General features: G+C 56.6%; 17 protein-coding genes. 9 read left to right on the forward strand and 8 right to left on the reverse strand.

Features of this window, described 5'->3' with window-relative positions; all coding sequences use genetic code 11:
* From KRAC_RS33370 to KRAC_RS33390, 5 genes are all read right to left on the reverse strand, one after another.
* A complete protein-coding gene (locus KRAC_RS33370; RefSeq protein WP_007914993.1) occupies window positions 1-993 on the reverse strand; it encodes an AAA family ATPase in 993 nt (330 codons plus the stop codon).
* 121 nt (window positions 994-1,114) lie between these two features.
* Window positions 1,115-1,999, reverse strand: a complete 885-nt coding sequence (locus KRAC_RS33375) for an SPL family radical SAM protein (protein WP_007914998.1) — start codon at window positions 1,997-1,999, stop codon at window positions 1,115-1,117.
* Between the two features lie 140 nt (window positions 2,000-2,139).
* Entirely contained in the window at window positions 2,140-3,735 is a 1,596-nt protein-coding gene (locus tag KRAC_RS33380; protein WP_007915000.1) for an FAD-binding oxidoreductase, read from the reverse strand.
* Window positions 3,736-3,937: 202 nt separating this feature from the next.
* Window positions 3,938-4,189, reverse strand: a complete 252-nt coding sequence (locus tag KRAC_RS33385) for a hypothetical protein (RefSeq protein WP_007915003.1) — start codon at window positions 4,187-4,189, stop codon at window positions 3,938-3,940.
* Between the two features lie 106 nt (window positions 4,190-4,295).
* Window positions 4,296-5,252, reverse strand: coding sequence for an aldo/keto reductase (locus tag KRAC_RS33390; RefSeq protein WP_007915005.1), 957 nt, complete (start codon window positions 5,250-5,252; stop codon window positions 4,296-4,298).
* A 333-nt stretch (window positions 5,253-5,585) separates the two neighbouring features.
* On the opposite strand from KRAC_RS33390, the gene KRAC_RS33395 reads away from it, so the two are divergent.
* The 5 genes from KRAC_RS33395 to KRAC_RS33415 all read left to right on the forward strand — a co-directional run bounded on the left by KRAC_RS33395 (window position 5,586) and on the right by KRAC_RS33415 (window position 10,329).
* Window positions 5,586-5,819: a hypothetical protein gene (locus tag KRAC_RS33395; RefSeq protein ID WP_007915006.1), complete on the forward strand. Its 234-nt coding sequence runs from the start codon at window positions 5,586-5,588 to the stop codon at window positions 5,817-5,819.
* A gap of 44 nt (window positions 5,820-5,863) precedes the next feature.
* The gene (locus KRAC_RS33400) at window positions 5,864-6,745 is read left to right on the forward strand and encodes an undecaprenyl-diphosphate phosphatase (protein WP_007915007.1); all 882 of its coding nucleotides are present in this window, start codon (window positions 5,864-5,866) and stop codon (window positions 6,743-6,745) included.
* Between the two features lie 168 nt (window positions 6,746-6,913).
* Window positions 6,914-7,591 carry a response regulator transcription factor gene (locus KRAC_RS33405; protein ID WP_007915008.1) on the forward strand — a complete coding sequence of 226 codons (678 nt, stop codon included), beginning with the start codon at window positions 6,914-6,916 and terminating at the stop codon, window positions 7,589-7,591.
* On the forward strand, window positions 7,588-9,084 hold the full coding sequence (locus tag KRAC_RS33410) for a sensor histidine kinase (RefSeq protein WP_007915009.1): 1,497 nt from the start codon (window positions 7,588-7,590) through the stop codon (window positions 9,082-9,084). Before KRAC_RS33405 ends, KRAC_RS33410 begins: the two co-directional genes overlap by 4 nt.
* A 156-nt stretch (window positions 9,085-9,240) precedes the next feature.
* Entirely contained in the window at window positions 9,241-10,329 is a 1,089-nt protein-coding gene (locus KRAC_RS33415; protein ID WP_007915010.1) for a sulfite oxidase, read from the forward strand.
* 123 nt (window positions 10,330-10,452) lie between these two features.
* Here KRAC_RS33415 and KRAC_RS33420 read toward each other — a convergent pair whose 3' ends face one another.
* Window positions 10,453-11,163 carry a hypothetical protein gene (locus KRAC_RS33420; RefSeq protein WP_169460975.1) on the reverse strand — a complete coding sequence of 237 codons (711 nt, stop codon included), beginning with the start codon at window positions 11,161-11,163 and terminating at the stop codon, window positions 10,453-10,455.
* A 505-nt stretch (window positions 11,164-11,668) separates the two neighbouring features.
* Here KRAC_RS33420 and KRAC_RS33430 point away from each other — a divergent pair.
* Together KRAC_RS33430 and def are read left to right on the forward strand one after the other, a co-directional pair.
* Window positions 11,669-11,947 (forward strand): helix-turn-helix domain-containing protein, encoded by a 279-nt coding sequence (locus KRAC_RS33430; RefSeq protein WP_007915013.1) that lies wholly within the window; start codon window positions 11,669-11,671, stop codon window positions 11,945-11,947.
* 30 nt (window positions 11,948-11,977) lie between these two features.
* Complete coding sequence (gene def / locus KRAC_RS33435; RefSeq protein ID WP_007915014.1) at window positions 11,978-12,496, forward strand: peptide deformylase; 519 nt, start codon at window positions 11,978-11,980, stop codon at window positions 12,494-12,496.
* Between the two features lie 9 nt (window positions 12,497-12,505).
* On the opposite strand, the gene KRAC_RS62985 is transcribed toward def, so the two are convergent.
* On the reverse strand, window positions 12,506-13,387 hold the full coding sequence (locus KRAC_RS62985) for a PIG-L deacetylase family protein (protein WP_007915016.1): 882 nt from the start codon (window positions 13,385-13,387) through the stop codon (window positions 12,506-12,508).
* A gap of 274 nt (window positions 13,388-13,661) precedes the next feature.
* On the opposite strand from KRAC_RS62985, the gene KRAC_RS33445 reads away from it, so the two are divergent.
* Entirely contained in the window at window positions 13,662-15,833 is a 2,172-nt protein-coding gene (locus KRAC_RS33445) for a glycosyltransferase family protein (RefSeq protein WP_007915018.1), read from the forward strand.
* Here KRAC_RS33445 and KRAC_RS33450 read toward each other — a convergent pair.
* Window positions 15,808-16,821, reverse strand: coding sequence for a hypothetical protein (locus KRAC_RS33450; RefSeq protein WP_007915020.1), 1,014 nt, complete (start codon window positions 16,819-16,821; stop codon window positions 15,808-15,810). The genes KRAC_RS33445 and KRAC_RS33450 overlap by 26 nt on opposite strands.
* A 307-nt stretch (window positions 16,822-17,128) precedes the next feature.
* Between KRAC_RS33450 and KRAC_RS33455 the strand changes: the two genes are divergently transcribed.
* Complete coding sequence (locus tag KRAC_RS33455; protein WP_007915022.1) at window positions 17,129-17,377, forward strand: CsbD family protein; 249 nt, start codon at window positions 17,129-17,131, stop codon at window positions 17,375-17,377.
* Window position 17,378 lies beyond the last annotated feature (1 nt).

The following is a 17,378-nucleotide window of genomic DNA, read 5'->3' on the forward strand; positions in this document are numbered from 1 at the left end:
CTACCTTGGGGCAAGCACCGAAGAGATTTCCTCGGTGGGAACAGGTATCGCCTGGATGATCTCGGCAATAATTTCCGCGTTACGCCTACCACGCATACGGTTGCGATGTGTGGTCATGAGACGGTGGCCCAGGACAAAGGGGGCCAGGTACTTAACATCGTCCGGCACGACAAAATCCCGCCCCTGGATCGCGGCATAGGCTTCGCAGGCACGATAGAGCGCCAGCGTGCCGCGTGGACTCACGCCCAACTGGATGTCCTTGTGCGAGCGCGTGCTACGGACCAACGCCAGGAGATAGCGCTCAACGACGGGTTGCCACTGCACCTGGCGAATGGCCTGTTGCAAAGCAAGAAACTCCTCCCCGCTCACCACGGCCTGTAACGTGTCCAGTGGCTCTTCCAGCTTGAAGCGGTGGAGGATGGCCTGTTCTTCCTCCTCACTGGGATAGCCCATCTGAACCCACAGGAAGAAGCGGTCAAGCTGCGCTTCTGGCAGCGGAAAGGTCCCCTCAAGCTCGACCGGATTCTGCGTCGCAATGACCAGGAACGGCTGGGGGAGACGCCTGCTCTCGCGCTCGACCGTAACCTGGCGTTCGGCCATCGCCTCAAGGAGAGCCGCCTGGGTGCGTGGGGTAGTACGGTTAATCTCGTCTACCAGGAGGATTTGCGAGAAGAGTGGTCCCGCGCGAAAAGTAAACTCGTTCTGCTTCTGGTCAAAATAGCTGACACCAATAATGTCAGTTGGGAGCAAATCAGGTGTTCCCTGGATACGCTGGAAAGCCGCATTGAGCGAACGCGCTAGCGATTTTGCCAGGACCGTTTTCCCCATGCCGGGTACATCTTCAAGGAGCACATGTCCATTGCTGAGCAGCGCGACAAGCAAAAGATCAACAATCTCTGATTTACCAACAATAACACGCGCAATGTTCTCGCGGATCAACGCAGCATACTGACGGGTAGAACTCAAGGAAGGGGTCAGCGAATCATTCGCCATCGATGGGTACCTCCAAATATGGTCATTGCCTGGGTCTACATTCGATAATAACTATTTGCTATAACAATTATAGCTGTTTGCGATTTCACCTGTCAAGGCGGAAGTGCGCAAAAGATGCGATTCATATTTTTGCGTCCCATATCAGATATGTTGGGGCGATACCACAGAAACCGGCGTTGCTCCAGCCAAGGGCGATTTCATGCTCCCCTGCTCGCTCGCTTAGATATGCGTACAGGTGATGGGCAGCGCTCGTCTCAGACCAGTTGGACTCCGCCTGGGCGAAGGGGCTATGCGCGGTACGCCTGCCTCCAGAGCCATCTCCATCCACTACGGTATCCACGATGACGCGCCGCGCTCCGCTGGTGAGCAGGCGCTCACCAAACTGTTCTACACTGGAATAGGGGAGGCAGGGGCTGACGGTGATCTGGGTAGGCACACCATGCTGACTCGCCGCCCGCACAAGCTCCCAGCGCTTCTCCAGCGCGGGACCTCCTCTTAGTTGCTTTAAATACTCCTGGTCATCAGTCTCGATAGTGACGGAGAGCCAGGCATAGGGGATACGCGTTAGCAGGGGCAGGTCGCGCTCCGCCAGGGGCGAACGCGTCTGAATTACCAGCAGGTCCAGGTCAGGGAAGCCCACGAAGACCTCCAGGCACTGGCGCGTTACTTCGTATGTCCGCTCCAACGGCTGGTAGGGATCGGTGGTGCTGCTCATAAAGATGCGCAAGTGCCCGCGCGCCTCGGGTGACATACGCTTGAGTTCTCGCTCCAGCAAGGTTGCGGCGTTCGTCTTTACCTGCACCGCGTCGCCCCAGGCCGCTCCGTTGCTACCAAAAGACCAGTTGGGCAGGAATTGAGCATAGCAGTACATGCCACAGGTGGTTCGGCCAAAGCCACACCCCACATAGGCCGAGAGGGCATGCGTGAAGGGGTATGGTCCGCCCGCCAGGAAGCCCTTGCGCTGTGGCGTCAGGATGCTCTTCGCCTCCTTCAAGGTTGTTTCCATCTCGTCTCCTTCCTCAATCCTTTAATAATAGCATAGAACGACACGAAGGGAGGCGCCCACAAAAATGGGTATGGTGGTGTGGTGCTTGGCGGGCAATTGCCCGCCAAGCACCACACCACCATACCCATAACAATAATTCTCTACGCCAATGGAATGCTTTGCGCGAAGTGGAAGAAGTTGTTGGGATCATACTTGGACTTGACGCGTTTGAGGCGCGCCAGGTTGGAACCATAGTAGGCCTGCTGCCAGTTGGGCAGGTCGGGATCGATATAGTTCTGGTACGAGGTGCCGGTGGCATAGGAGCGCATGGCCTGCCAGGTCGAGCTAAGCCAGGAGCGATTGGCCGCGACCAGGCTGTCCGAGTCGCCTGGCTCCCAGGTCGCGGTATATTGAGCCGAGAAGAGGGCGTTGCGATGCGAGAAGGCGGTGGCATCGCCGGCAACGCGGTTGATCGCTCCGCCATGCGCATCAATGCCAATGCCACCGCCCGTGAAGCTTCCGTTGGCCTGGCGCTTATTGATCGCGTTGACCAGGGCGTCAATGCCCGCTCGCGGTAGCGCGTTGGTGAAGTAGTCGGCTTTGGAGAGATCGATCTCGCGCTGTACCTGGCCCTGGGGTCCCATGCTGGGCAGGCGACACTGCTCCACGCTCTTGCCATAGCAACCAGCCTCGTAGAGCATGGCATCACGCACGCCAGATTGCCACACATAGCGGCTCGTCGGCGCGATGCCCAGGCGATCAATCAGTTGCTGGAGCTGCGCGTTGGCCGCGCCCTGGTCTCCCACATATACGCCATTTACGCGCACCAACGGGCCATCCTTGGTCGCTAGCAGCAGGCAGTTGGACCAGAGTTCATCGGGAGCCTGGGGCGCCCAGTTCTGCCAGGCATTCACGACATCTCCGGCGTTGCTCCACGCCCAACCCAGCGTAAAGAGCGTCACAGAGGAGAGCTGGTGTACCTTGAAGGTAAAGGAGGTCACAACGCCAAAGTTGCCGCCGCCACCGCCACGCAAGGCCCAGAAGAGATCAGGCTCCTGGCTCTCATTGCAGGTGACGACCCGCCCATTGGCCAGCACCACCTGCGCCCCCAGCAGATTATCAGAAGTCAAGCCATACTTCCGACCCAGAACACCAATACCCCCGCCCATAGTTAAACCCGCGATGCCCACCGAGGGACAGGAGCCTGCGGGAATAATCACTCCCTGATCGGTAAGCGCGGAATAGACATCGATCAGGCGCGCGCCTCCGCCAATAGTCGCGGTCCCCGCGCCCGTATCCACATTGACATCGCCCAGCTTCGTCATATCCACAACCAAACCAGTAGTGGTAGAGTAGCCCGCGTAGGAATGTCCGCCCGAGCGGGGCGTGAATGGCAGGTTAAAGCACCTGGCAAAGTCCATGCAAGCCTTCACATCCTCGGGCGAGGCACAATACGCGATACCGGCTGGCTTGATATTATCGAAGCGCGGATTAAACAACTGGTGCGCGACATCATATTTGCCATCTCCAGGCCGCACCAGCTCTCCCTTAAGGCCCTTCCCCAGGTTCACCCAATCGACATCAGTCAGTGTGGGAGGCTTGGTCGGGCTCGCCGTCGCCTTAGGCGTTGCCGTAGCGGCGCTCACAATACCCGAGCCTCCACTCTGGCAGGCCGCCAGCAGCGCCGATAAACCACCCGCACCTAGCGCGAGAAATTTGCGCCGATCCATTTCATCTATATGCTCAAAAATCGTCATTGCGCTATATCCTCATCTATATCAAAGTATTGAATATTTATATATCAACTGTCAACGCCACTATGTAGCAAATTTTGCTTACACTTTTACCAACGACATCGAGAGTCGATTCATTGCGCTAATTATTCCGGGCAGTGTATGGTGGCACGACGCTGCTAAGGCACGCGTCTACATATCATGTGCTTATATGTAGACGCGTGCCTTAGCAGCGTCGGTCAGAGTACTTCTGCTTTATTATGTGACGGGCAACCTTAAGGGCGGCCTCCCACTCTTCTATATAGCGCTCTTTTCTACCTCTAAACCAGCAGTGGTATCCATCTATATAATCGTCAATATCACCTTCAAGAACATAGACGTATTCGCCATACTCGAAGATCACCTGATTCCAACTTTGCTGCAAATCCCAAAATTCTAACGGGATGAAGAAATTGTCTTGAGAAATCTGGGGAGCCATCTCTTATGATAGCTCCCCAGGCTGGTCCACTGCGCATCAAGTGAAGAGGTGGGCCTCCCGCGTCACGAGGATAGGCTCCTCCACTATGGATGGGAAAGCCAGGTGATTACTGCCAGGCGCTCGCCTGGTCCAGGGCCTTGATAGCGGCCTCGTCGAGCTTGAGATCAATCGCCTTCATGAGGTCATTGACCTGCTCCACTGAGGTGGCGCTGGCAATGGGGGCCGTCATGCTGGGGCGAGCGATCAGCCAGGCTAGCGCTACCTGGGCCTGCGTGGCCTGGTGCGCCTCCGCAACCTTGTCGAGAGCTGCCAGGATGCGCTCACCGCGCTCATTCATGTAGCGCTGCTTGACTCCCTGCGCCCTTGAACTCTGAGGCAGATCCCTATCTGAGCGATATTTACCCGTCAGGAAGCCGCTCGCCAGGCCATAGTAGGGAATGACACCAATCTGCTCCTGAAGGCAGAGAGGCTCCAGGTCACGCTCAAAATCAGCACGATCATAGAGGTTGTAGAGCGGTTGCAGGCTCTCATAACGTGGATAGCCATGCTGCTGACTCGCCTGGAGCGAGAGCCGCAGGCGCTCAGCCGTAAAGTTTGAGGCTCCCAGCGCCCGAACCTTTCCTTGCTGCACCAGTTCGGCGTAAGCCGCCATTGTCTCTTCAGGCTTGGTTTCGGGATCATCCCTGTGTGACTGGTAGAGATCGATATAGTCTGTCTGCAAGCGCTTGAGCGAGGCCTCAACCGCCTGCATAATATACTTGCGCGAGAGTCCCTTCTGCTCCGTCCCCATTTCAGAGCCCACCTTGGTCGCGATGATCATCTGCTCGCGGTTGCCGCGCTGCTTCATCCACTTGCCCAGAATGGTTTCAGACTCTCCACCTTGATTACCAGGCACCCAGCGCGAGTAGACGTCGGCGCTATCAATAAAATTGCCGCCCGCGGCGACATAGGCATCCAGTACTTTGAAAGAGACGGCTTCATCTATCGTCCAGCCAAAGACATTGCCACCCAGGCAGAGCGGCACAACCTCAAGCGATGAACGCCCCAATTTACGTTTCTTCATAATCGCTTCTCCATACTATATATGCTCCTCATTTTCAACAAAAGTAAATACAGTCAAGCTGCCTTCTCTCACACGCCAGGCAAGCCAGCAGCGTTTCAGAGACCACGGTACTTTTAGGAAGCCTCTCTTCCTTCTCATCATTTTCTCATTTTTACTTCGTACACTCGCAATAAGTAGAGATTTCAGGTAATATGGTGTGGTACAGTAGCCGCGTACGCCAGTAGCGGGCTCACTACTGTACCACACCCAGAATGAGCGCCGCAGGCGCGATAGCACAGCAACATATACAATTTATATATAATCTCTACAAAGAAAGAAAGAAGGCAGATCCCAATGAATAATCGCAAGCTCCTCTTCATCGGCGGCATCATCGTTGCCATCATCGCACTCCTGTGCAGTATCTACTATATCATTCCTGGTTACGATCACATCCTGGTCACGCATGACTCGACCGCCTCGCACCCCACGCATTTTGTGGCCTTCCTGGGCCTGGCTATTGTCGGCGCGCTCGTCGCCCTCGTCTCGCGTCCACGTCCCAATAAGGGCGTAAAGCAGGAGCAGGCATAGAAACGGCTTTAACGTCTCTTAAGAAAGAAAAGGATTTGTAAGGTATGAACCTGACGCTCTGGCAGGCCATTCTCCTGGCGCTTCTACAAGGATTTACAGAACTCTTTCCCATCAGTAGCCTGGGTCACACCGTGATTGTCCCTGGCCTGCTCAACTGGGGAGACCTGGTCCATGATGAGCGTTTTCTTCCGTTTATCACCGCGCTCCACCTCGGGACCAGCATCGCGCTGGTTATCTATTTCTGGCGCGACTGGCTCCAGGTCTGCAAAACCCTCTTTACCAGTATTAAAGAGGCAAACGTGCAGGTAGGAACTGAAAGCTGGGTAAGCTGGCTCATTATTATTGGCTGTATCCCCGCAGCCCTGTTGGGCGTTTTTCTAGAGAAACCGCTCAAATCGCTCTTTGCCTCGCCTATCATCGCGGCAACCTTCCTCATCGTGAATGGCATCCTGCTCTTCATCGGTGAGTGGTGGCGGCGTCGTAATCTGAAGAAGCTCCAGAGCATGCCAGCCAAAGAGCAGGAAATTCTCTCCCGCCCCCTCAAATCGCTCAAATGGTGGGAGGCCATCCTGATCGGCTTCGCTCAGTCGCTGGCCCTGATTCCCGGCATCTCACGCTCGGGCGCGACAATGGTTGCGGCCCTCGGCGCGAAACTAAGCCACGAGGATGCGGCGCACTTCTCCTTCCTGCTGGGCACGCCCCTCATCGGTGCCGCCGCCCTGCTCGAAGTGCCACAGCTCTTCCATGTGTCAGCCACGATAATGGGCATTATCCTCCTGGGCATGGTCCTTTCCGGCATCATGGCCTTCCTGAGCACCAAATTCCTGATGCGCTACTTCCAGACCGGGCGCCTCGATCCCTTCGGCTACTACTGTATCGCGGCCGGCGCGGTCTCCCTGGTCCTCTTCACCCTGGTTATTAAATAATAAGTATATTGCTGGCAGGTTGGCGGAGCCAACCTGCCAGCAATATACTTAACCCATATGTAGATGGTGTTATGCAGGTTGGCAGCCAGAGGCTGCCAACCTGCATAACACCATCTACCGAAGCGAGCGCCACAAGCGCGAGAGTGAGTTAAACAGAAGGGAGAACAAATGCGCATTCTTGTCGCGGAAGATCATCCTAGCTTAGGGCCAGACATTCAACGTGGTCTGGAGCGCTTCCACTATGTCACCGACCTGGCAACTGATGGCGAGGACGCGCTGGCGTCCGCACTGGCGACGCCTTATGATCTGCTGATCCTCGATGTGATGCTCCCATCGCTGGATGGCTTTGAGGTGTGCCGCCGCCTGCGCAGCGCTCATCGTACCCTCCCTATTCTTTTTCTTACGGCCCGTGGCGAGATCGATGACCGCGTACGCGGACTCGACCTGGGCGGCGATGACTATCTCGTCAAGCCCTTTGTCTTCCGCGAGTTGGAGGCCCGTGTACGCGCGCTATTACGCCGCGAGAAGAGCGCGACCTCGGCAACGCTCCAGTTCGAGGACATAACCTTGGACACTCAGACGCGCGAGGCCTGGCGTGGCTCACGCCAGCTTACCCTCTCCAGCCGCGAATACGCCCTGCTGGAGTTTCTCCTTCACCACCCACGCCAGGTGCTCAGCCGGGAAACCATCGCGGACCACGTCTGGGATGGCGAGGCCCCCTACCAATCGAATATCATCGACGTGTATATCCGCTATCTCCGCAACAAGCTCTGCGCGTCGGGCGAACCCGATGTCATTCAGGCCATTCGTGGCGTCGGTTACCAGCTCAAAGGAAAAACTCTATGAAAACCTTGCAGCGCCTGCGCTCCCACCTCTGGCCCATGGGGACGCGGCTCCAACTCACCTTCTGGTATACCGCCGTGCTCGCCCTGATTATTCTCTGCGCGGGAGCTATCGTCTACAAATACCTGGAAAGCTCGCTTGAGGGCAGCTTCGACACCACGCTCTCACTCCAGGCCGGCCTGCTCACCAGCGAGATCAGCGAGCAGAATAACCACCTGACCATTAGCGACCACACTGGCAATATCCCGAGCCTGGAGGCAACACACTCCGACCCTCGCAGCATTCCCGCCGATATCACTAATGGCTTACTGGTCCGCATCCTTGATAGTAATGGGCGCGTCGTGCGTGAGTCGCCGGGCTTTCGCCTCTACGCTCTGCCCACCCTCACCTCCGCTCAATTTGGTACCCAGCAGATCATGCAGCAGACGCTGAAACTGAGAGAGCAAAAAGGCGACAAGGTTGAGCTACGCCTGTATAGCCAGGTTATCACAGACCATGGCCGCCCCTACGCCATCATCCAGGTTGGCGAGTCTCTGAACCAGTTGCATAGCGTACTGCGCAACACCGCCTATGTCCTGCTACTACTCACACCCTTCTTGCTGGCTATCAGCGGCCTGGGTAGCTACTGGCTGGCCGCGCGCGCCTTCGCTCCTATCCACCAGTTGACCTCGACGGCCCGCGCTATCAATTCTGGTGATCTTAGCCAGCGTGTCCCTCTTCCCCGCGCGCGCGACGAGGTCTATTTCCTGGGAGCCACCCTCAACGCCATGATCGCTCGCCTGGAAGATGCCTTTACGCGCCAGAAGCGCTTCGTCGCCGATGCCTCACACGAGCTACGCACACCTATCGCAGCCATTCAAAGCAAAACCGATGTCGCCCTGCTCCAACCACTCAACACACAGGAGTATGTGGAGGTCATCCAGCAGGTCAATACAGAGACCCTGCGCCTGGGCGACCTGATTAGGAATCTCCTGGCCCTGGCACGCTCCGACGAGGAAGAGGCTCACCTCATCTATGAGTCCGTCCACCTGGACCAGGTTGTCGACGCGGTCATCTCCACCGCCACCGAATTAGCCCAGGAGCGCGATATCACCCTCCAGGCCCAGGACCTGGCGCCCGTCGAAGTCCAGGGCGACGAGGCCCGCCTGATCCAGGTTGTCATGAACCTGGTCGATAACGCCATCGCCTATACATCACCCCACGGCTACGTTAGCGTGACCGTCAAGAAAGTGGGCGATCAAGGGCTGCTCGTCGTGCGCGATACAGGCCGAGGCATCGCACCTGAACACCTCCCTCATATCTTCGAGCGCTTCTACCGCGCCGATGCCGCTCGCAGTCGCGACGCCGCCCACAAGCGCGGTAGTGGGCTGGGCCTCGCCATCGTCGATTGGATCGTGCGCGCCCACCAGGGCCACATCTCAGTCGAGAGCACCATCGGCAAAGGCTCAACCTTCACCGTCTCGCTCCCCCTCAAACAAGCATCCACATTCAACTAATAAATCTGCTCCTTGAGCGATACATGCAGGCACATAGTTCTGTTCTAAACTAGAAGAAAAACGTCACCTCACCATACCCATCAGACGTGCCAGAGATAGCAAGTATCGTTCGCTTGCTATCCCTGGCACAAAACGCTTATAATCGGAGGTGGCAATATGAGTAATTCTTCCGCGCACGCGCTTACTATTGTCTATCAGGAGCAGCCCTTGAATGCAGGCACTCCCCTACCCATTTTGCGCCGCTCCTTTGTGACGCCTCAGACGCTCTTCTTCGCCCGCAACCACGGATCTATACCCGCTATCGATCCCGCAACCTACCGCCTCCGAGTCGGGGGTATGGTCAGGTCTCCCCTGGAGTTCAGCCTGGAAGAGCTGCAATCCCGCTTTCCCTCCCAGACAATCATGGGCACCCTGCAATGCACGGGAAGCCGGCGCGACGAGCTTATGGCTCTTCATGCGATCCCCAACGAAATTCCCTGGGGCGCCGAGCCTATCAGTAATGCCCGCTGGCGTGGTGTCGCCCTACGTGATGTACTTCAGGCCGCCGGAATAGCACCCGAGGCGCGTTACGTCTCCTTCAGCGGTCTCGACGAGGTGTGGGAAGAGGGCAAGGCCGTTGGCTTTGGCAGCTCTATCGTGCTTGAGAAGGCCCAGGCGCCCGAGGTCCTCCTGGCCTTTGAGATGAATGGAGAGCCACTCACGCCTATGCATGGCTTCCCTGTACGCGTCATCATTCCTGGCTATATCGGCGCGCGCAGCGTCAAATGGCTTGGGACGATTACCCTGCAAGACGAGCCTTCGCATAACTATTTCCAGGCCCAAGCCTATAAGCTCTTTCCACCCAACGTCACCCAGGCCCCGACAGATACCACCCAGGGTAAGATGCTGGAAACACTTCCCTTGAACGCGGTCATCTGCATACCCCAGGATGGGCAGACGCTAGAGGCGGGACCGGTGCGCATCCTGGGGTACGCCTTTACAGGCGAGGGATCACCCATCCAACGAGTCGAGGTCTCAGCTGACAAGGGCACGACCTGGACCATCGCCACGATTACGGAGCGAAACGATCCCTGGGCCTGGTGCTTCTGGGAAACAACACTTAACCTTCCACCCGGCCCATGTCAGCTATTCGCCCGCGCCTGGGACGCTGCCGGCCACACCCAACCTGCCGATGCCCGCCAGCTCTGGAACTTCAAAGGCTACGCCAACAACGCCTGGCACCGCATCCGCCTCCATCTAACCTGACCTGGAAGCCACTAACGTAGGGTCTATGCTGGCATGGACTCGCCCGGCCCGCAGGCTGACACCCAGACGCGGGAAGGTCGCTTCGCTCGCAGTCCATGCCGGCATGGACCCATGGACCCTACGTTAGTGACTCTGCAAGAAGTGCTCTATCTGGGGCTGCTCGGCGGGGGTCGCAGGGCGGAACTGGTCTTGCTCGTTGATGTAGGCGATTTGCGTCCCCTGAAAAGACACGATCATATCTGGGCGATGATCTCCATTGACGTCTACAAAGCGCAGCGTTACGGGCACAAGGTCATCTTGCGCGCCATATAACTGCGGCCCGGTATAAACATGGGTATGCGCGGGATCTCCACCCGAAATTTCAATAACCTGGATACGTCGATTCAGATTCAGGGCAATAAAGTGGCTGGGCTGGCCCGCCTGCTCATTGTGTCCCACGCGCATATCCATCTGGAAGGTGCGCGGTCGCCCATAATGCATATCATCAAGCATGCCCTGGCCCCAGCCGAGAAGCAGGCTCAGACATATCCAGAGCACAAGCATACCCAGCATACCCAGGCCAAGATAGACCAAAGGGTGTGCGGCCTGCCCTCGTCTTCCACGCGGCGCATCCATTATCTCGGACTCAGGCAGCTTAGCCGTGACCTGGAATGGATAATCCTCGGTTGTGCGCACACGCGAGGCCCGCTGGATCGGAGCTTGCGTACCCTTACGCGCCCCATTCTTCACGTTCGCATGAGAGGCGCCCTGTTTATTGGACGAGCGATACCGCACCAGACTCCTGGGGGTATGGCGCTCCTCCTCCTCCTGCTCCTCGGCGCCAGTTATCGGCATCGACATCAACTGCTCCTTTCATGCAACCACGCCGTGGCACCCGACCGCAGAGTGGGCTCTTACCTGACAGTATAACTTATTCTATGCTTCAACATTAACAGCGACAAAAAAGCGCGCTAATCCAATAAACATGTGTCTAACGCGACAACCAATATAACCGTAATCCTGGTAGAGATTGTAGCAAGAAAAAGATGGGCTGTCTATACTTTTTTAGACCAAATTTTCTAATTTCCAGGTATTTTTAGAATTTTTGTTCTAATTCGTTAGTCCAAGCAAGCTTGGACCCTACAACAAGGATAAATCGTATGGGCATGGAGGCGTGGGCGGACGCCCACGCCTCCATGCCCATACGATTTATCCTTGAGCGCCACAGGCGCGAAGAGTCTTGCACAAAGAAGTCACTGCAATGTATTGACATGCCAATACGCATGCTCTATAGTAAAAATAGCTACACAGGTGTTGCCAGAATAAACGCTTGCCAGTTATAAATTAGGGAGAATGACGCGTGCCAATATCATGTCAATTGCGAGTCCTGCTCGCGCGCCTGAACGTTGAGCGCGCCATGCAGAACGCCAGCCCGATCAGTCTGCGCCGCATGGCGGAAGAGAGCGGCGTCTCGCTCAGTGTCCTGGTGGCGCTTCACACCGGGCGTAGTCAGAGGGTGGACTACGCGACGCTAGATCGCCTGCTTACCTACTTCAACCGCTTCTTCCCGGTCACAATCAATGACCTGCTCGCCTGGGAAAACGCCAGCGAAGAAGAGACGCACATAGCCGTCGGCTAAGCACATTCTAAAATGAGGAAAAATAAAATCATGTCACTACGCAATATTGTGATGCTGGGCGACCCCATTCTGCGCCAGAAGGCCAAACGCATCCATCGCTTCGATGCCTCGCTGCGCAAGCTCGTTAAGGATATGTTTGAGACGATGCATGCCAATGATGGCGCGGGTCTCGCCGCGCCCCAGATTGGCCTCTCACTGCGCCTCTTTGTCGTGGAACTTGAAGATCCCGAGACTGAGAAACACTACAAGGTCGCCATGGCAAACCCGGAGATTATCAAGACTGAGGGCGAACAGACCGGCCTGGATGGCTGTCTGAGCATTCCAGGCTACTACGGCGTGAATGTGCGCCGTGCTAATAAGGTCATCGTTAAGGGTCAGGACCTGAATGGCAAGCCGATGAAGGTCATGGCCGAAGGCTACTACGCCTGGGCGCTCCAACATGAGATTGACCACCTGAATGGTGTGCTCTTCATCGACCTGCTCGACAGTCCCGAAGACCTGCGTGAGGTCCGCCACAGCGACGACGAGAAAGAAGAGGTTCTCAATTAAGTCTTCTGCCTACCGCCACTCAGGAACTAGCGTGGAGGCCACCGGGGTAATTGTCACTGTGGGCAGGCTCACCGTGGAGGCGCGCCGCACCCCCTCAAAGAGGTCCTGTTCCACGCTCCGCCCGCTATTGACCAGGCTGAAGGCGCGGTAGAACTCCTGCGGACCCCATAGCCGCTTATGGTCCTCGGGCGAAAACCTGGGCAGTTTCTCCAGGGGCGGAATCTGTGTGACGTGACTGCGAACGGCGTTCCAGGCCTGGCGCCAGTAGGCACTGGTATCCAGGCGTGTCGTTACGGCCCACTTCATCCAGGAGAGACAGGTGCGCTCCTGCCCGTCGATGTGCATGATCATGTCGCCAAATATAGGGGTGTAGTGCGCGAACCAATCCTGGGTCGAGACACGATAGTAGAGCTTTGCTACGCGATGAGGACCCAGGTGCCAGCTCTGTCCATAGTCCTGGTCGGCGGCACACAGCACGGCGGCCGTGGTAAACTGCGAGATGGCGATATGATCGGGATGCCCATACAGTCCATCCGGGCCAAAGGTCACAACCACGTCGGGTCGCACCTGGCGCATCAGCGCTGTGATCTTCGCCACGGCTTCATCCCCATCTGCCTGGTCCAGGTCGCCGTCGATATAGTTTAGAAAGTCCAGGCGCGCTATCCCTAGTGCGCGGCAGGCGGCTCGCAGTTCCTCCTCACGTATACACCCCAGGCCCTCCTGGCCTGGATACTCGCTCCAATCCCTGAACCAGCCACGCTCACCGCGCGTGGCAACCACCAGGGAGATCTCCACGCCCTCCGCGGCATACTTCGCTAGCGTGCCCCCCAGGGCAATTGACTCATCATCCGGGTGCGCCAGCACACACATCAACTTCAATGGGGTAGGCATACTTCTTTCCTTCCAACAACAATCCCGACTTCTACACTGGCAATCAAATAAAACTTACTTGATCTAATAAGTCAAGTATAATAAGCCGGGCCAAAGAAGTCAAGAGCATAGGAGGTATGGACGTTGGCGCGCGTGCAACGCGCGCCAACGTCCATACCTCCGACAGCGGGCGCACAGGCGCGAGGATTCAAGCGATCTGGGCATACATATCGTTACCGCATGTAGTTAAAATCGTCTAAAACTTATACTGTTTTAGATGAGATAAGGCGAATAGATGATTAAGAATCCACCCTTAAGACTCCAATATTTCAAAAGACTCCAATACTCCAAAGCAAAGTTGACGGCCTGGCTGCGCATAGCAGGTCAGCTAGTGGTACTCGGTATCGTCGCGGTCGCGCTCCTCTTGCCCGCTCCCTTTACCTCTGACCAGTTGCCCGCAGCCTGGGAGAAGAGCGATTTGATCATCAGCCACTGGCCCACGGCGCTCTTGATTCAGCGCACCTTCGCGCAGTATCACCAGCTCCCCCTCTGGAATCCCTACTTTGGGGGCGGGCAGCCACTGATCGCTGATCCGCTGGCGGCGCTCTTCTATCCCCCAACCCACCTGGTCCACTTTCTCCCCCTGCGTGACTACTATCTCGTGCTTATCCTGGGCCATCTACTATTCGCTGGCCTGGGTACATTACTGCTTGCACGTCGCGCGTTTGGCCTATCGCATCTTGCCGCGCTGGTGGCCGCGATTGGCTACATGGCGACGCCACGACTGATCAGTCACCTGGGCGCGGGCCACCTGACGATCTTTCAGACCGTGGCCTGGTTCCCCTGGCTGGCCCTCTCCTGTTGGGCGACTGTGCGCGAGCCACGCCGCTGGGGCGCGCTGCTTGGTATCTGCATCGCCATGACTCTGCTGGCCGGCCATCCTCAGATGGCTTACTATGGCATGTTGATGCTGGCGGGCCAGGCCACCTGGCTCCTGGTCAAGCGTTGGCGCCTGGAGGGACGCCAGGCATTCTTCGCCTCCCTGGCTGGTTTAACCGCGGCTGGCATCATTGGTGCGCTTATCGCCTCCATCCACCTCTTGCCGCTAATGGAATTTACAGCATACTCAACGCGCCAGCTTACCCTAAGCTCCAGTGATACATATCCTCTGCAAGACTTTCTCCATGAACTACTAAATCAGCAACCCAGGCCCCAGTTCCCGTGGGAGGGCTTAATCACACCTGGATATATTGTCCTCGCCTTGACCCTACTCGCGCTGGTAACGCGCTGGCGTAAAGCCTGGCCACTGCTTCTGGGCATCATACTCATAGCTGGACTCGCAATGGGTAATTCCTCGTCCCTGTATCTGCTTGTCTCACACATTTTGCCCAGTTTTGATCGCTTCCGTGGGCAGACACGTATCTGGTTTGTGGGACTTTTCCTCTTCGCCATCCTGGCCGGGTTAGGGGCAGACGCTCTCCTGCATTATCTACGCCGTATCTCTGTGTATAGCGCTGTTCCGGCTGGCCTTCTTATCGTTCTCGCCATCTCGACGACGCTTATTTTCATAGATAACGCCTCTACTCAGCTCGGCGATGTACGCACAGTAACCACTCCATCCGCGCTGGCATATACCGCGGCGCACCTTGCAGGAGGTGGACGCATCTACGGCGTCCAGGAGAACCTGCCGCAGGTGAATGCAGTCCAGACCCAGACCCGCTTTGCCGATGGCTGGGATCCGCTTCTGATCGAGTCCTATGTCTCCTATATGCAGCGTGCCGGTGACTACCATGCAGATGGCTACCAGCTTCACTTTCCACCCGCCGATTCCCCCAGCATCAAACCAGACCCCAGGCTCCTTGGCTTGATGAACGTAAGCATTGTGATCTCGCGCCGACCGCTCTCCGATCCACGCCTGGTACAGGTCGGGAAGGTTGATAATACCTTCCTCTACAAAAACACTGCCGACGCGGGTTATGCCTATCTCGTCAACCCCGATTCTACCGGTCGTTTACCAACGCTGAACTCACTTCAGCCGCTTAACACGCCCGTCCATATTGTGAACGCGGCACCTGAGCCAGACACCTTTACCTTCTCCACGGATAAGCCTGCTTACTTCGTGATTGGCACCCCCGCCTACCCCGGCTGGGTCGCCTCGCTGGATGGTCAGCCCGTGCCCATCCAGCAGATCGATGGTATACTGCCCGCGCTCAAAGTAGGTCCCGGTACTCACCGTGTGCGCTATACCTATGAGCCACTCTCCCTACGTGTCGGCGCGACCCTCTCGCTCATTGGCCTCCTGACAACCCTTATATGGCTGCTCTTCGTTGCCCGCCGCTCCAGGCGTACCCAACCCCCACAGCCTGCATCGAAACAGACATACGCCACCCGAACGAAACGTCATGCGCTACGAAGGCAGACGATACAGGCCATATCAACTCTTAGGAGGAGAAGTGTTCAGGGCTAAGCATGTCCAGAACCTCCTGCTCATCCTTATTGGTGGGAAGATAGTCATCGGCGGCAGGCTCAATCTTCCAGACCACGCCTTTAAGGGCCACGAAGCGCCAATTCAGGTTGGGGCTATTATTGAAGTCCGCGGGAGTGGCGGTCTTTAACAGGTCCAGCACATCTCCTGGCGCGGTCTGGTGAATATCAAGCTGCCCAGATTGGACTTTGTAGATATAATCTGGAATAATGCCCTCGGGATCCTCGCGGAAGATCACTCTGTGCATATTGCGCAGATTGTGCTCGGCGGCCTCGCGGTGCGCGGGAATGTCTATATCGCGTGCGATACGCAGGCGCAGGGCCTCAAAGAAGCTATATTGCACCAGGCCGCTACAAATAAAGCGTAACACAGATGTCCGAGAGGTCTCATCCTCGTCCTCATGCTTGAAGAAATCAGCGGCCTTCTGCGCGGCATCGGCGGCCTGTGGTAGGATTGAGAGATGGCGACGGGCGGCACGGGCGGCGTAGAGCGCGCTCAGTTCATAGACGGTTGTCTTATCGTAGAGACCATTCATCTGGTCGAAGGCGATACCACGCACGTGGCGTAGATACTCGATACCATGGGTACCTTCTGGGCGATGGGAATCGTGCCACGCCCGCTCCACAGAGTTCTCCATATACCAATCCAGGTTGGGACGCTTGATACCGACAGTGAACTCGTCGTACGGCACGACCTCGTTGCGCCAGCTCGCGATATGCACCCCCTTAGTTTTGGCCTCGATTAAAAAGGTATTGTGATAGCCCATGTCAGGCTCACGGACGAGATACACGATAGAAGAGTGACTCCACTTGCTGGCCGTCGCCATCCGAATCAGGTGGGCAAAGATCTCGCGTGGATTCTTATTCTCGCGCAGAATAACATCAGAGACGCGAAGAAAGGGCCCGCCATTACGCTCATCAAGAAAGAAGTTCAATGGATCTTGTTGAATGCGAACTGCTCTATAAGCCATAACACATCCTGCCTTTTTTAATTCTCACGCCTGCGGCGCTCGCCTGGGTAAGGATGTGTGGTGGGTGGGGTGCTGTCGGCTTGAGGCCGACAGCACCCCACCCACCACACATCCTATTTCTGATACGGATGACCTTTGTATGCGGATGCGCGGCGATAGTGAATGTTATCGGAAGGAATTGCTGTGTAACTTTTTGGTGGGCTAATGAGTGTTTATGGTAAGTGCTTTTGCTACTTGTACGTTTTAGCCCACCCAGGACTTTCTCGCCGGTCGGTGTACGATAGTCTTGAAAAGGAGTAATTTCGCCATGGAAGAGAAGGATAAAGATCTTGGTACCAAGGGGAAAGAAGATACCTTGAAAGGCAAGCTTGACCAGGCCGCAGGTAAGATTCAGAGCAAGGTCGGCGAGGCCACTGGCAACACCGAGATGGAAGCCAAGGGCAAAGCCAAGCAGGCGGGTGGCACACTTCGTTCCACCGCTGGCAACGCTGAGCAGAAGGTTGACCGCACCCTCGACCGCGAGGAACCCCGCGAGCGCCGTGATCTCGACGAGTAGA

It is taken from the genome of Ktedonobacter racemifer DSM 44963, from assembly GCF_000178855.1.
GTDB classification, from domain to species: domain Bacteria; phylum Chloroflexota; class Ktedonobacteria; order Ktedonobacterales; family Ktedonobacteraceae; genus Ktedonobacter; species Ktedonobacter racemifer.